The organism is Pseudomonas sp. AC252 (genome assembly GCF_979258105.1).
This window is the reverse complement of record NZ_OZ409837.1, coordinates 847,367-861,284: the sequence shown is the minus strand read 5'-3', so window position 1 is coordinate 861,284 and position 13,918 is coordinate 847,367. Positions and strand designations below refer to the sequence as shown.

The 13,918-nt window shown below is 59.1% G+C and carries 15 protein-coding genes and 1 other RNA gene; 10 read left to right on the top strand and 6 right to left on the bottom strand.

Annotation, left to right across the window (positions count from 1 at the left end):
* Positions 1-196 precede the first annotated feature (196 nt).
* Positions 197-1,093 (bottom strand): GlxA family transcriptional regulator, encoded by an 897-nt coding sequence (locus ACZZZ4_RS03985; RefSeq protein ID WP_165368386.1) that lies wholly within the window; start codon positions 1,091-1,093, stop codon positions 197-199.
* A 250-nt stretch (positions 1,094-1,343) separates the two neighbouring features.
* On the opposite strand from ACZZZ4_RS03985, the gene ACZZZ4_RS03980 reads away from it, so the two are divergent.
* Positions 1,344-2,480 (top strand): acyl-CoA dehydrogenase family protein, encoded by a 1,137-nt coding sequence (locus ACZZZ4_RS03980; RefSeq protein ID WP_129997655.1) that lies wholly within the window; start codon positions 1,344-1,346, stop codon positions 2,478-2,480.
* A gap of 156 nt (positions 2,481-2,636) precedes the next feature.
* Here ACZZZ4_RS03980 and ACZZZ4_RS03975 read toward each other — a convergent pair whose 3' ends face one another.
* On the bottom strand, positions 2,637-3,677 hold the full coding sequence (locus ACZZZ4_RS03975; protein ID WP_039761359.1) for an NADP(H)-dependent aldo-keto reductase: 1,041 nt from the start codon (positions 3,675-3,677) through the stop codon (positions 2,637-2,639).
* A gap of 244 nt (positions 3,678-3,921) precedes the next feature.
* On the opposite strand from ACZZZ4_RS03975, the gene rplM reads away from it, so the two are divergent.
* From rplM to ACZZZ4_RS03940, 7 genes are all read left to right on the top strand, one after another.
* Positions 3,922-4,350, top strand: a complete 429-nt coding sequence (gene rplM / locus ACZZZ4_RS03970; protein WP_003228062.1) for a 50S ribosomal protein L13 — start codon at positions 3,922-3,924, stop codon at positions 4,348-4,350.
* 14 nt (positions 4,351-4,364) lie between these two features.
* Positions 4,365-4,757: a 30S ribosomal protein S9 gene (gene rpsI / locus ACZZZ4_RS03965; protein ID WP_003228056.1), complete on the top strand. Its 393-nt coding sequence runs from the start codon at positions 4,365-4,367 to the stop codon at positions 4,755-4,757.
* Between the two features lie 272 nt (positions 4,758-5,029).
* On the top strand, positions 5,030-5,623 hold the full coding sequence (gene petA, locus ACZZZ4_RS03960; protein ID WP_007917031.1) for a ubiquinol-cytochrome c reductase iron-sulfur subunit: 594 nt from the start codon (positions 5,030-5,032) through the stop codon (positions 5,621-5,623).
* Positions 5,623-6,834 (top strand): cytochrome b, encoded by a 1,212-nt coding sequence (locus ACZZZ4_RS03955; protein WP_039761369.1) that lies wholly within the window; start codon positions 5,623-5,625, stop codon positions 6,832-6,834. Before petA ends, ACZZZ4_RS03955 begins: the two co-directional genes overlap by 1 nt.
* Positions 6,834-7,616: a cytochrome c1 gene (locus tag ACZZZ4_RS03950; protein WP_415761520.1), complete on the top strand. Its 783-nt coding sequence runs from the start codon at positions 6,834-6,836 to the stop codon at positions 7,614-7,616. The genes ACZZZ4_RS03955 and ACZZZ4_RS03950 overlap by 1 nt, the downstream gene beginning before the upstream one ends.
* Positions 7,617-7,762: 146 nt before the next feature.
* The gene (locus ACZZZ4_RS03945) at positions 7,763-8,380 is read left to right on the top strand and encodes a glutathione S-transferase N-terminal domain-containing protein (RefSeq protein ID WP_007961620.1); all 618 of its coding nucleotides are present in this window, start codon (positions 7,763-7,765) and stop codon (positions 8,378-8,380) included.
* Positions 8,381-8,396: 16 nt separating this feature from the next.
* Complete coding sequence (locus ACZZZ4_RS03940) at positions 8,397-8,810, top strand: ClpXP protease specificity-enhancing factor (RefSeq protein WP_039761371.1); 414 nt, start codon at positions 8,397-8,399, stop codon at positions 8,808-8,810.
* A gap of 48 nt (positions 8,811-8,858) precedes the next feature.
* On the opposite strand, the gene ACZZZ4_RS03935 is transcribed toward ACZZZ4_RS03940, so the two are convergent.
* The 4 genes from ACZZZ4_RS03935 to ACZZZ4_RS03920 form a co-directional block, all read right to left on the bottom strand.
* A complete protein-coding gene (locus ACZZZ4_RS03935) occupies positions 8,859-9,437 on the bottom strand; it encodes a BON domain-containing protein (RefSeq protein ID WP_434766682.1) in 579 nt (192 codons plus the stop codon).
* The gene (locus ACZZZ4_RS03930) at positions 9,434-10,027 is read right to left on the bottom strand and encodes a phosphoheptose isomerase (RefSeq protein ID WP_463547290.1); all 594 of its coding nucleotides are present in this window, start codon (positions 10,025-10,027) and stop codon (positions 9,434-9,436) included. Before ACZZZ4_RS03930 ends, ACZZZ4_RS03935 begins: the two co-directional genes overlap by 4 nt.
* 101 nt (positions 10,028-10,128) lie before the next feature.
* Positions 10,129-10,491, bottom strand: a complete 363-nt coding sequence (locus tag ACZZZ4_RS03925; RefSeq protein WP_415761523.1) for a YraN family protein — start codon at positions 10,489-10,491, stop codon at positions 10,129-10,131.
* On the bottom strand, positions 10,491-12,302 hold the full coding sequence (locus ACZZZ4_RS03920) for a penicillin-binding protein activator (RefSeq protein WP_039761373.1): 1,812 nt from the start codon (positions 12,300-12,302) through the stop codon (positions 10,491-10,493). The genes ACZZZ4_RS03925 and ACZZZ4_RS03920 overlap by 1 nt, the downstream gene beginning before the upstream one ends.
* A 177-nt stretch (positions 12,303-12,479) precedes the next feature.
* On the opposite strand from ACZZZ4_RS03920, the gene rsmI reads away from it, so the two are divergent.
* Both rsmI and rnpB read left to right on the top strand, forming a co-directional pair.
* Positions 12,480-13,385, top strand: coding sequence for a 16S rRNA (cytidine(1402)-2'-O)-methyltransferase (gene rsmI / locus ACZZZ4_RS03915; RefSeq protein WP_165368379.1), 906 nt, complete (start codon positions 12,480-12,482; stop codon positions 13,383-13,385).
* Between the two features lie 73 nt (positions 13,386-13,458).
* An RNA gene (gene rnpB / locus ACZZZ4_RS03910) (RNase P RNA component class A) lies at positions 13,459-13,809 on the top strand.
* The last annotated feature ends 109 nt before the right edge of the window (positions 13,810-13,918 follow it).

The following is a 13,918-nucleotide window of genomic DNA, read 5'->3' as shown; positions in this document are numbered from 1 at the left end:
GCGATTGCAGGCCTTTTTTATGCGCTGAAGTTTTTCCCTGTGGGAGCGAGCCTGCTCGCGAAAGCGCAGTAACTGATCGTTCCCACGCTCCGCGTGGGAATGCATCCCGTGACGCTCCGCGTCACTTGCGAGGCGGACGCAGAGCGTCCAGTGGCGGCATTCCCACGCAGAGCGTGGGAACGATCATCAGGCCGGGTTACGCAGCTTGCTGGAACTGCTGCCGATACTGGTTCGGCGACAGTTCGGTGTGCTGGCGAAACAGTCGCGCGAAGAAGCTCGCATCGTCGTAACCGACCTCATAACTGATGGTCTTGATGCTCTTGCGCGTGCCCGAAAGCAAACCCTTGGCCGTCTCGATGCGTAGGCGCTGCAAGTAGTGCAGCGGTTTGTCGCCGGTGGCGGTCTGGAAGCGACGCATGAAGTTGCGGATGCTCATGCCGTGCTCGCGGGCGACGTCTTCGAAGCGGAACTTGTCGGCGAAGTGTTCTTCGAGCCAGTGCTGGATCTGCAGGATGATCACGTCCTGATGCAGCTTTTGCCCGCCGAAACCGATACGCCCCGGCGAATAGCTGCGTTGCACTTCGTAAAGGATGTCGCGGGCCACCGCTTGCGCTACGTTCGAGCCGCAGAAGCGTTCGATCAGATAGATATACAAGTCGCAGGCCGAGGTGGTGCCGCCAGCGCAATAGAGGTTATCGGCATCCGTCAGATGCTTGTCCTGATTCAGATAGACCTTGGGGAAGCGCTCGGCGAAGGCGTTGAAGAAGCGCCAGTAGGTGGTCGCTTCCTTGCCGTTAAGCAGCCCGGCTTCGGCGAGCCAGAACACCCCGGTGGCTTCGCCGCATAACACCGCGCCGCGCGCATGCTGTTCGCGCAGCCACGGCAGGATTTGCGGGTAACGGCTGCACAGCGTGTCGAAATCGTCCCAGAACGCCGGAAGGATGATTACGTCGGCGTTTTCCAGGCCGCCGTCGACCGGCATCATCACATCACTGAAGCTTTTCACCGGTTTGCCATCGGGGCTGACCAGGCGCGTTTCGAACGCCGGCGTCAGGCCGTGGCCCAGTTGTTTGCCGTAACGCAGGCTGGCCACATGGAAAAAATCCTTGGCCTGCATGAGGGTGTAAGCGAAAACCCGGTCGATGGCCAGGATGCTGACGCGCCGCAAGGGCGGGGAGACGTGCTTAGACATAATTCAACTTTTGTTTTGTTTTTATAAGGGAAAGTGGTCACCAGACGGCTGGATCGTCTTATTTTTTGTCGGATGTGTCCAGTGTCCCGTAGCAGGAGTCGGGCTTAGTCTCTGTGAGCCGAATACCTCCAACAACAAAGAAAGGTGCCGCATGATCCCCAGAACCCTGTTCAGCCCCGAGCACGAATTGTTCCGCGACAGCGTGCGAACGTTCCTCGAAAAAGAGGCCGTGCCGTATCACGCGCAGTGGGAGAAGCAGGGGCACATCGATCGCGCGCTGTGGAACAAGGCGGGGGAGGCGGGGATGCTGTGCTCGCACCTGCCGGAGGAGTACGGCGGGCTGGGCGCGGATTTTTTGTACAGCGCCGTGGTGATTGAGGAGGTCGGTCGTCTTGGCTTGACCGGCATCGGATTCTCGTTGCACTCGGACATCGTCGCGCCGTACATCCTGCATTACGGCAGCGAAGCGCTGAAGCACAAGTACCTGCCGAAACTGGTCTCGGGTGAAATGGTCACGGCAATTGCCATGACCGAGCCTGGCGCGGGTTCCGATCTGCAAGGGGTGAAAACCACGGCAGTGCTGGACGGTGACGAATATGTGATCAATGGCTCGAAAACCTTTATCACCAATGGCTTCCTGGCTGATCTGGTGGTCGTGGTGGCCAAGACCGACCCGAAGGCTGGCGCCAAAGGCACCAGCCTGTTTCTGGTGGAAGCGAACACTCCGGGCTTCGAGAAGGGCAAGCGCCTGGAGAAGGTCGGTATGAAAGCTCAGGACACTTCGGAGTTGTTCTTCCAGGACGTGCGCGTGCCGAAGGAAAATCTTCTCGGGCAGGCGGGTGCCGGGTTTGCCTATCTGATGCAGGAATTACCGCAAGAGCGTCTGACCGTGGCCATCGGCGGGCTGGCCTCGGCCGAGGCGGCGCTGCAATGGACGCTGGATTACACCCGTGATCGCAAGGCGTTCGGCAAGGCGATTGCCGACTTCCAGAACACCCGCTTCAAACTGGCCGAAATGGCCACCGAGATCCAGATCGGCCGGGTCTTCGTCGATCGCTGCCTGGAGTTGCATCTGCAGGGCAAACTCGATGTGCCGACGGCGGCGATGGCCAAATACTGGGGCACCGACCTGCAATGCAAAGTGCTCGACGAGTGCGTGCAGTTGCATGGCGGCTACGGCTTCATGTGGGAATACCCGGTGGCCCGGGCGTGGGCGGATGCGCGAGTGCAGCGGATCTATGCCGGCACCAATGAAATCATGAAGGAGATTATTGCGCGGTCGCTGTGATGATCGTTCCCACGCTCTGCGTGGGAATGCCGCCGGGGACGCTCCGCGTTCCGCTGTCAAGGTAATCCGACTGGCCCCTTCGCGAGCAGGCTCGCTCCCACAGGTACAGTATTCCACTGTGGGAGCGAGCCTGCTCGCGAAGCTTTTGGCGGTCAGTTATGGCGCCGGATTCGGATGATCCTTGTGAATCGCCTCGATCCCGGCCAGCACTTCATCGGACAATTTCAGATCAAAACTGGCAATGTTGCTGTCCAGCTGCTCCAGCGTCGTTGCGCCGATGATGTTGCTGGTCACGAACGGTTGCTGGGTCACGAAGGCCAGGGCCATTTGCGCCGGATCCAGGCCATGTTCTCGGGCCAGGGCCACGTAACGGCTGCACGCCGCTTCCGATTGCGGGTTGAAGTAGCGGCTGAAGCGGCTGTAGAGGCTCAGGCGGCCTTTTGGTGGACGGGCGCCGCCCTCGTACTTGCCGGAGAGGAAGCCGAACGCCAGCGGCGAATAGGCGAGCAGGCCGCACTGTTCGCGAATGGCGATTTCCGCCAGGCCGACTTCGAAGCTGCGGTTGAGCAGGTTGTACGGGTTCTGGATCGACACCGCACGCGGCCAGCCACGGGCTTCGGCCAAAGCCAGAAAGCGCATGGTGCCCCACGGCGTCTCATTGGACAGGCCAATATGGCGGATCTTGCCAGCCTTCACCTGTTCGTCGAGAGCTTCGAGCGTGTCTTCGAGCGGAGTCAGGTTGGCTTCGATCTTGTGCTTGTAGCCCAGCTGTCCGAAAAAGTTGGTGCTGCGTTCCGGCCAGTGCAGTTGGTACAGGTCGATGTAATCGGTCTGCAGGCGCTTGAGGCTGCCGTCCAGTGCCTCGGTGATGTGCTGGCGGTTGTGCCGCAGGTTTTTATCGCGGATGTAGTCGATGGTATTGCCGGGGCCGGCGATCTTGCTGGCGAGGATCCAGTCGGCGCGATCGCCGCGGCTCTTGAAGTAATTGCCGATGTAGCGCTCGGTGGTGGCGTAGGTTTCGGCTTTTGGCGGCACCGGATACATTTCGGCGGTGTCGAGGAAATTGATCCCCGCTTCTTTGGCCCGCTCGATCTGGGCGAAGGCTTCAGCTTCAGTGTTTTGCTCGCCCCAGGTCATGGTGCCGAGGCAGATTGCACTCACGTTCAGGTCGGTACGGCCTAGCTGGCGATAGTCCATCGGGTGCTCCTTGGGCAAAACATTCATAAAAGCAGGTTGAAAAATTTTTCGCAATCTGCATAATTGCCGACCTCTTTCTGCAGTGGAAGTGATGCGCCGCCGCCGAAGAATCTTGCCGTTGAACGGACGCGCCGACCCGAGCCCCCGAAAGCGTCTGTATCCGGCTGCCTTTGACTTGTCAAAGTACGCACTATTCAGTAAGATCCGCCGTCTTATTTACAGGCGGCCCCTGAGGCTATAAAGAATGAAAACTTTTACTGCTAAACCGGAAACAGTAAAGCGCGACTGGTTTGTCGTCGACGCTGCTGGTCAGACCCTGGGTCGTCTGGCCACCGAAATCGCGAGCCGTCTGCGTGGCAAGCACAAGCCTGAGTACACTCCTCACGTTGACACCGGCGACTACATCGTCGTCATCAACGCCGAGCAGATCCGTGTTACCGGCGCTAAAACCACTGACAAAATGTACTACTCCCACTCCGGTTTCCCGGGCGGCATCAAGTCGATCAACTTTGAAAAGCTGATCGCCAAAGCCCCTGAGCGCGTGATCGAGACCGCGGTTAAAGGCATGCTGCCTAAAAACCCACTGGGTCGCGACATGTACCGTAAGCTGAAAGTCTATGCGGGCGCTGCACACCCTCATACTGCTCAGCAGCCCCAAGAACTGAAGATTTAACGGAATAGTTCATTATGTCGGCGACTCAAAATTACGGCACTGGCCGTCGCAAGACCGCAACCGCACGCGTTTTCCTGCGTCCGGGTACTGGTAACATCTCCATCAACAACCGTTCGCTGGATAACTTCTTCGGCCGCGAAACTGCCCGCATGGTAGTTCGTCAGCCGCTGGAGCTGACCGAGACTGTCGAGAAGTTCGACATCTACGTCACCGTGATCGGCGGTGGTGTAAGTGGTCAGGCTGGCGCAATCCGCCACGGCATCACTCGCGCTCTGATGGACTACGACGAAACCCTGCGTAGCGCTCTGCGCAAAGCCGGCTTCGTTACCCGCGACGCCCGTGAAGTTGAACGTAAGAAAGTTGGTCTGCGTAAAGCGCGTAAGCGTCCGCAGTACTCGAAGCGTTAATTCCGCTTCCGCGTTCAAAAAGAACGCCCGCCTCCTCACGGAAGCGGGCGTTTTTTTATGCCTGCGATTTATCAAAGAATTGCGTTGTGACAACTTGCCACAGCCGTAGACCCCCTATACTCCAAGGCTTAAGGGGCTGAGCCCTGGGGAATTAACCTTGTCAGAATTGGGGGTTTTCATTACCATTCGGGCAAAATTTTTATAAGTAACATTTGATTTATTTAGTAGACGCCTGATTTAACAGGCCAAAAAAGCTGATGGGAGAGGACTGAATGAGCAATGACGGCGTGAATGCAGGCCGGCGTCGCTTCCTGGTGGCAGCCACATCCGTGGTGGGTGCTGCAGGAGCGGTGGGGGCTGCGGTCCCGTTCGTGGGGTCATGGTTTCCCAGTGCCAAGGCGAAAGCTGCCGGTGCACCGGTGAAAGTGAATGTCAGCAAAATCGAGCCAGGCCAGCAGATGATTGCTGAATGGCGCGGCCAGCCGGTGTTCATTGTCCGCCGTACCGAGGAAATCCTGGGGAATCTCAAGAAGATCGAGGGTCAGCTCTCCGATCCGACCTCCAAAAACTCCACGCAACCCACTTATGTCGACCCGGAAGTACGCTCGATCAAGCCGGAAATTCTGCTGCTGATCGGGATCTGTACGCACCTGGGTTGCTCACCGACTTTCCGTCCCGAAGTGGCACCTGCGGATCTGGGCAAAGACTGGGTAGGCGGCTATTTCTGCCCGTGCCACGGTTCCCACTACGATCTGGCTGGCCGCGTCTACAAGTCGCAACCTGCGCCTTTGAACCTGCCAGTTCCCCCGCATTCCTATGAGACCGATGACCTGATTGTCATTGGCGTCGATACGGAGAAAGCGTGATGAGCAAGTTCATGGATTGGGTTGATGCGCGCTTTCCCGCGACCAAAATGTGGGAAGACCATCTCAGCAAATATTACGCACCAAAAAACTTCAACTTCTTCTATTTCTTCGGCTCGCTGGCGCTGCTGGTGCTGGTCAACCAGATCGTCACTGGTGTCTGGCTGACGATGAGCTACACGCCGTCGGCGGAAGAGGCCTTTGCTTCCGTCGAATACATCATGCGCGACGTCGAGTACGGCTCGATCCTGCGTCTGCTGCACTCGACCGGCGCCTCGGCGTTTTTCATCGTGGTTTATCTGCACATGTTTCGCGGCCTGCTCTACGGTTCGTACCAGAAACCGCGCGAGCTGGTCTGGGTGTTCGGCATGCTGATCTACCTGGCGCTGATGGCCGAAGCGTTCATGGGTTACCTGCTGCCGTGGGGCCAGATGTCTTATTGGGGGGCTCAGGTGATCATCTCGCTGTTCGGCGCGATTCCGCTGATCGGCGATGACCTGACCCAGTGGATTCGTGGTGACTACCTGATCTCCGGAATCACCCTGAACCGCTTCTTCGCCTTGCACGTTGTCGCGCTGCCAATCGTGATTCTTGGTCTGGTGGTGTTGCACATTCTCGCGCTGCACGAAGTCGGTTCTAACAACCCTGACGGCGTCGATATCAAGAAGCACAAAGACGAAAACGGCATCCCGCTGGATGGCATTGCGTTCCACCCGTACTACACGGTGAAGGACATTGTCGGCGTTGTAGTGTTCCTGTTCATCTTCTGCTCGATTGTGTTCTTCTTCCCGGAAATGGGCGGCTACTTCCTCGAAAAACCGAACTTCGAGCAGGCAAACGCATTCAAGACACCTGAGCACATTGCGCCGGTCTGGTACTTCACACCGTTCTACGCGATCTTGCGGGCGATCCCGGACAAACTCTTGGGCGTTGTCGCCATGGGCGCGGCGATTGCGGTGCTGTTCGTGCTGCCGTGGCTGGATCGCAGTCCGGTAAAATCGATGCGCTATAAAGGCTGGCTGAGCAAGATCTGGCTGGTGGTGTTCTGCATTTCCTTCGTGATTCTCGGCATTCTCGGCGTCCTGGCGCCGACACCGGGGCGCACATTGCTGTCGCAGGTCTGCACCTTCCTCTATTTCGCCTACTTCATTCTGATGCCGTTCTACACCCGGCTCGAGAAGACCAAACCGGTTCCGGAAAGGGTGACTGGCTGATGAAAAAGTTATTTCTTGCTCTGATTTTCGCTGCGCTGCCTTCCTTGGTTTTTGCTGCCGAGGGTCATGGTCCGGAACTGGAAAGTGTCGATATCGATGTCTCCGACAAAGCCGCCCTGCAGGATGGTGCGCGGACTTTCGCCAACTATTGCATGGGCTGTCACAGCGCCAAGTTCCAGCGATACGAGCGCGTCGCCGATGACCTCGGCATCCCGCACGAGTTGATGCTGGAGAAGCTGGTGTTCACCGGTGCCAAGATTGGCGACCACATGAACATCGGCATGCAGCCGGCCGACGCCAAGACCTGGTTCGGTGCAGCGCCGCCGGACCTCACGCTGGTAGCGCGGGTACGCGGCACCGACTGGCTCTACGGTTATCTGAAGTCGTTCTATGAAGATAAAGCGCGTCCATGGGGTGTGAACAACAGGGTCTTCCCGAATGTCGGAATGCCCAACGTACTGGTTGGCCTGCAGGGTCGTCAGATCATAGATTGCAAGCAGGTGCCGATTGTTGAGGACGGCAAGAAACAATACGATCCGCTGACCGGCACGCCGCTGACTCATGAAGCGTGTGATCAGTTGGTCGTCGTGCCGAAGACCGGTGCTCTGAACGAAGAGCAGTTCGATGAGAAGGTCAAGAATCTGGTAACCTTCCTGGCTTACTCGGCTAACCCGGTTAAGCTGCAACATCAGCGCATCGGTACTTATGTCTTGCTGTACCTGGCGTTCTTCTTTGTGTTCGCCTACCTGCTCAAGCGTGAATACTGGAAAGACGTGCACTGATACGCTTCAAGCATTGCTGTTAATCGCGCGCGCCCAAGGGCGCCTCCGATAAAGCAGGGTCTGCTCAGTCAGACCCTGCGGGAGGTGCCCTCTGGGCGCGCGCGTTTTTCCGGTTCCGACAAATTCAACAAGCGAGGAGGATCGCCATGGGCGTGACCAATCGGTTGGCCTGTTACTCCGACCCCGCCGACCACTATTCCCACCGAGTGCGCATCGTGCTTGCAGAGAAGGGTGTCAGCGCCGAAATCATTTACGTGGAAGCCGGCCGCCAGCCGCCTAAACTGATAGAGGTGAACCCTTACGGCAGTCTGCCGACGCTGGTCGATCGTGACCTGGCGTTGTGGGAGTCGACCGTGGTGATGGAGTATCTGGATGAGCGTTACCCGCACCCGCCGCTGATGCCGGTTTATCCGGTGGCGCGGGCCAACAGCCGTCTGCTGATCCACAGGATTCAGCGTGACTGGTGCGGGCTGGTGGATCTGATTCTGGATCCCAAGAGCAAAGAGGCTGCACGGGTCGTGGCGCGCAAGGAACTGCGCGAAAGCCTGACCGGCGTTTCGCCGCTGTTTGCCGACAAGCCGTTCTTCCTCAGTGAGGAACAAAGTCTGGTGGATTGCTGCCTATTACCCATACTCTGGCGTTTGCCGATTCTGGGTATTGAACTGCCGCGGCCGGCCAAGCCGCTGCTTGATTATATGGAGCGTCAGTTTGCGCGTGAGGCTTTCCAGGCGAGTCTGTCTGGTGTCGAACGCGATATGCGCTAAGGCTTAAGGAGCCGCTATGAACTCCAGTCGACCTTATCTGGTCCGCGCGCTCTACGAGTGGATTGTAGATAACGATTGCACCCCGCACATGCTGGTCAACTCTGAATACCCGGCAGTGCAGGTGCCACAGGGCTTTGCCAGCGACGGCCAGATCGTCCTGAACATCTCGCCGAGCGCCGTGCGTCATCTGCACATGGACAACGACGTGGTGACGTTCGAAGGCCGCTTCGGCGGTGTTCCGCACAGTCTCTACGTGCCGATCAGCGCGATCCTGGGCATCTATGCCCGGGAGAACGGCCAAGGCATGGTGTTTGACCTCGAGTTGCCGATGGATGACGAGGAAGACATCGATCCGGATGACGACTCGCCGCCACCAAGCAGCGAGCCACCACGCCCGAGTGGCCGGCCGAGTTTGAAGGTTGTGAAATAAAAAAAGGCGATCCGGATGGATCGCCTTTTTTGTGTCTGCCTTTTACGGTCAGTCGATGTATTCGAACAGCTTCACGATCTTCTGCACACCGGACACACCCTGAACCAGATTGGTTGCCTGAGTGGCTTCCTGTTTGGTCAGCAGGCCGAGCAGGTAGACGATGCCGTTCTCGGTCACGACTTTGATGCGCGAGCCGGGAATGCTGGCGTCGGTGAGCATCTGGGTCTTGATCTTGGTGGTCAGCCACGCGTCGTTCTGGCGCGCGAGCAGGGAGGACGGTTGCAGCACTTGCAGTTCGTTGTGCACCTTCTTCACGCGCTGGACGTTGGCGGCGGCCTGTTCGGCTTTGGTCTTGAGGTCTTCGCGTGGCGTCTGGCCGGCGAGCAGGACGACGCCGTTGAAGCTGGTGATGACGATGTGCGAGTCGTTGTCCAAAGCCGGATCGGCCTTGGCGATGTTCACGCCTGCTTTGGTTTCGATCAGCGAGTCGTCGATCTTGCTGCCGAAGGTGCGCGTGCCACGGTCGTCTTCGATCGGCGCTTCACGGCTGGCATTCACCACCGAGGTGCAGCCGCTGATGCCGAGGCACAGGGTCAAGGCCAGAAGGCCAAGGCGATTAGGGGTCATTCTTCACTCCCGAACAGTTGGCTGTCGATCAGATCGCAAAGGCAATGGATCGCCAGCAAGTGGACTTCCTGAATACGTGCAGTGACGTAGGCCGGTACGCGAATCTCGACGTCCTCGGGCAACAGCAGCGACGCCATGCCGCCGCCATCGCGTCCGGTCAAAGCTACGACAATCATTTCGCGATCATGTGCGGCCTGGATCGCTTGAATAATGTTCGCCGAGTTGCCGCTGGTCGAAATCGCCAGCAACACATCGCCCGGCTGGCCGAGCGCGCGGATCTGTTTGGAGAACACTTCGTTGTAGCTGTAGTCGTTGGCGATCGAAGTGATCGTCGAAGTGTCGGTGGTCAGCGCAATCGCCGGCAGGCTTGGACGCTCGCGCTCGAAGCGGTTGAGCAGCTCCGAAGAAAAATGCTGGGCATCGCCGGCCGAACCACCGTTGCCGCACGAGAGCATTTTGCCTTCGTTGAGCAGGGCGTTGACCATGATCTGGCTGGCTTGCTCGATGTGCGGTGCAAGTACGTCCATCGCCTGTTGCTTGGTGTCGATACTGGCCTGGAAAAGCTGGCGAATTCGGGATTGCATGTCCATCTGTGTGACCTTAAGTGGCGCGGCTGTTCGGCACGTGAATGTGCAGCCGGCAAAGCAAAGAGCAAAATGTGTCGGACGAAAACGGGGCAGGGTGCAGGCGATCAACTGTCGAAAGCATTCTGCAACCAGTTCAGCTGATTCGGGTGGCTTTCGATTGCCACCACATCGAAGCGGCAGGGGGAATTGGCCCAACGCGACTCGCGCTGAAGAAAATACTGTGCTGCAAAGATCAGTTTCTGCTGCTTGCGCTCGTCGATACTGGCGAGCGCGCCACCCCATTGAGTGTTCTTTCTGTAGCGAACTTCAACGAATACTACTGTATCGCCATCAAGCATGACCAGATCAAGCTCGCCGCGTTTGCATAACCAGTTCTGCGCCAACAGGCGCAGACCTTGTTGTTGCAGATGTTCGAGCGCCTGGCGCTCGGCATCCTTGCCGCTTTGCGAGCGTGACCTGTCGGGCATCAGCGCGGTGTGTCCGGCAGGCGCTGCACCTGGCCGCTGACGAACTGTGCCCACGGCAGCTGGCGCACAACGCGTTGGGTCTGGGTCATGCCGAGGCTGCCGGACTGGCCTTCGATGCGGCTGTCCGGCAGGGCCTTGAGTTGACCCAGGCGCGGTGCCAGGCGATAGGCATCGGCGCCCATGGCGTACAGGCGACCAAGGCTGCCATTGGCTTGCGGCCATTGCGCAGCCACTTGCTGGCGCAGCGGATCGCTGGTTTCCAGCAGCCATGGGGTTTCGCAGAAGCGAATGCCGTTCATGTCGTTGTACTGGTTGACGTCGCCGCTGGCGCTGTACACGTGGGAAGTCGCGTAGACCGGCACGTCACCGGCGTACTGGAAGTTCAGGGTCGGCTTGATCTGCTGTGCCTGTTGCGGCGTCGCGGCCAAGAAGATGAATTCGATGTCCTGACGACGCGAAGGCTGGGCGGCGACATTTGTGCCGGCAACATTCTGCAGGCTCTTGGCGCGGGCTTCGCTCTGGCGCAGCTGGAACATGTCGGCGATCTGCTGGGCCAGTTGCACCGGCTGATCGACACGTTCGGTGGCAACGATACTGCCGCCATTGGCTTGCCAGTCCTGGCTGAACGCGCGCAGGACGCGATCGCCCCATTCACCCTTCGGCACCATGATCGCGGCGCGATGCAGGCCGTCGGCACGGGCACGACGGGAGACTTCGCGAGCTTCGTCTTCAGCAGCGAGGCCGAACTGGAACAACTGTGCCGGGCCTTGTTCGCCTTCGCTGTAGTTCAGCGCGAGGGTGGTGATCGGCAGTTGCGGGCGAGTGCTCAGTTGCTTGACCAGCGGTTTTTCCAGTGGGCCGACAACCAGTTGCACACCGTCAGCCTGAGCCTTGCGATAGAACTCGTCCATCGAGGTCAGCTTGGAGCTGTCGTAGAACTCGATGGCAGGTGGGTTCTGGCCGGCCTGTTGCGCCTGATAATGCGCGGCCATGAAGCCTTCACGCAGCGCTTTGCCGACCGACGCCAGCTGGCCGTCCTGTGGCAGCAGCAGGGCGATTTTGCTCAGTGGCTGGCTGGCCAGTTCCTTGAGCTTGGTCAGTGGCAGCGGCAGGTTGACAGCCGCCGGGTGCTTTGGATTCTGCGCGCGCCAGTTATCGATCGCGGCTTGCTGCTGCTCCAGCGTGCCGGCGGTTTTCACCGCTTGCGCCAGTGCCATCCAGCCGCCGAGATCGTCGGTGGTGTTCGGTTGCAGTTGATCGGTCGGCAGCGAGGCGATCAGGGTCCAGATCGCTTCGTGGTTCTTGCTCGCCGCTTCGCCTTCGAGCATCGGTGCGATGAACACACGCTCGCGGGCAGCGGCCAGGGTCTGGCCATCGGCTTCAAGGGCGCGGGCGTGAACGGTGCCGGTGCGCACTTGCTGCTCTTCCGGCATTTCCCCGAGCTTCTGGAAGCTCGGATGGCTCAGGGCGGTCAGCGCAGCTTTCGGCTGATTGCGCGTCATGGCCAGTTCGGCGGACAGCGTGTTGGCGAAAATCTGCTGGCCTGGCTTGAGTTGCTCCACCGGCACTTGTTGCAGGATTTGCGCGGACTGGCCGGCATTGCCTTGGCGGTAAGCCTGGTCCGCCGCGCTCAGGCGCAACAGGGCAGCTTGTTCCGGGGTTTTAGCCTGGGCAGCCTGTTCGAGCAGTTGCTCGATGCTGGCGTCCGGAGTCCGTGGAAGTTCGCCAAGGCTGGAGGAAGGGGAGCTGGCACACGCGGCCAACAAGGCAGCGAGGCAGAGGGCAGTGAACAGCCGCAGGCAAGCGATCATGTAAGTGTTCCTGATACTCGATCAAATTAGCGTGGAATTGTACCCAAGCACTGGCCGGGGCGCGATGTTACTGGCGTGAATCGGTCAATTTAGCTGGAGTAAATGTTGCGGCAGCGCACAACCGGACGAAAAACCGCGCTCGGCCGGAGCGTATCGCAAGCCTCGTGACGCGCTACAATGGCCGCTTTTACCGATCACGAGGTGTGCGCTTTGACTGCTCCAGGTCCTTTGAATTCCGCTGCTGGCTCGCTTTATGTGGTGGCGACGCCCATCGGCAACCTGGACGACATCAGCGCCCGGGCCTTGAAGATCCTCCGTGAAGTGGCATTGATTGCAGCGGAAGACACGCGGCATTCGGCGCGCCTCATGCAGCACTTCGGCATCGGCACGCCCTTGGCCGCATGTCACGAACACAACGAACGGGATGAGGGTAGCCGCTTTATTACCCGGTTGCTGGCGGGCGACAACGTCGCGCTGATTTCCGATGCCGGCACGCCGCTGATCTCCGATCCGGGCTATCACCTGGTGCGTCAGGCCCGTGCGGCCGGCATCAACGTGGTGCCGGTGCCGGGTGCCTGCGCGTTGATCGCGGCGCTGTCGGCGGCGGGCTTGCCGTCCGACCGTTTCATCTTCGAAGGATTCCTGCCGGCCAAGTCGGTCGGGCGCAAGGCGCGTCTGGAGGCAGTTAAAGAAGAACCGCGCACGTTGATTTTCTATGAGGCGCCGCATCGCATTCTCGAATGCCTGCAGGATATGGAAGCGGTGTTTGGCGGCGAGCGTCAGGCTCTGCTGGCGCGGGAAATCACCAAGACCTTCGAAACCCTCAAAGGCTTGCCGCTCAGCGAGCTGCGTGGGTTCGTCGAGTCCGACAGCAATCAGCAGCGCGGCGAGTGCGTGGTGCTGGTGGCCGGCTGGACCGCGCCGGAGTCGGAAGACGCGGTCAGCAGCGAAGCCATGCGCATCCTCGATCTGTTGCTCGAAGAAATGCCACTCAAGCGCGCCGCGGCACTGGCAGCACAAATCACTGGCGAGCGCAAAAACGTGCTGTATCAGGTGGCGCTGGATAAACAGAAAGGCGTGTAAGCCGTCGCCCATGGCGCTCTGGAGGGTTTTAGCGCTTGTTCTTCCGGCGCTCTGCCGTTAACCTTCGCGGCGGAGAGTCGATCGGACAGTCGCTGCCCTCTATGAAAATTAGGGGGAGGAAAGTCCGGGCTCCATAGGGCGAAGTGCCAGGTAATGCCTGGGAGGCGTGAGCCTACGGAAAGTGCCACAGAAAATAACCGCCTAAGCGCGCAAGCGCCGGTAAGGGTGAAAAGGTGCGGTAAGAGCGCACCGCACGTCTGGCAACAGTTCGTGGCTAGGTAAACCCCACTTGGAGCAAGACCAAATAGGGTCCCAAGGCGTGGCCCGCGCTGGGACCGGGTAGGTTGCTAAAGATGTCCAGTGATGGCCATCGTAGACGAATGACTGTTCAAGACAGAACCCGGCTTACAGATCGACTCTCCACCTTTTTCTTTCCCTGCTTGAAACAAAGAAGACGCGGCTGTGTAATATCAGCCGGCCTGGTCTGAAATTCCGGCAGCGGCAAACGCGGTAATAGCCTTTTCCCACCCTGC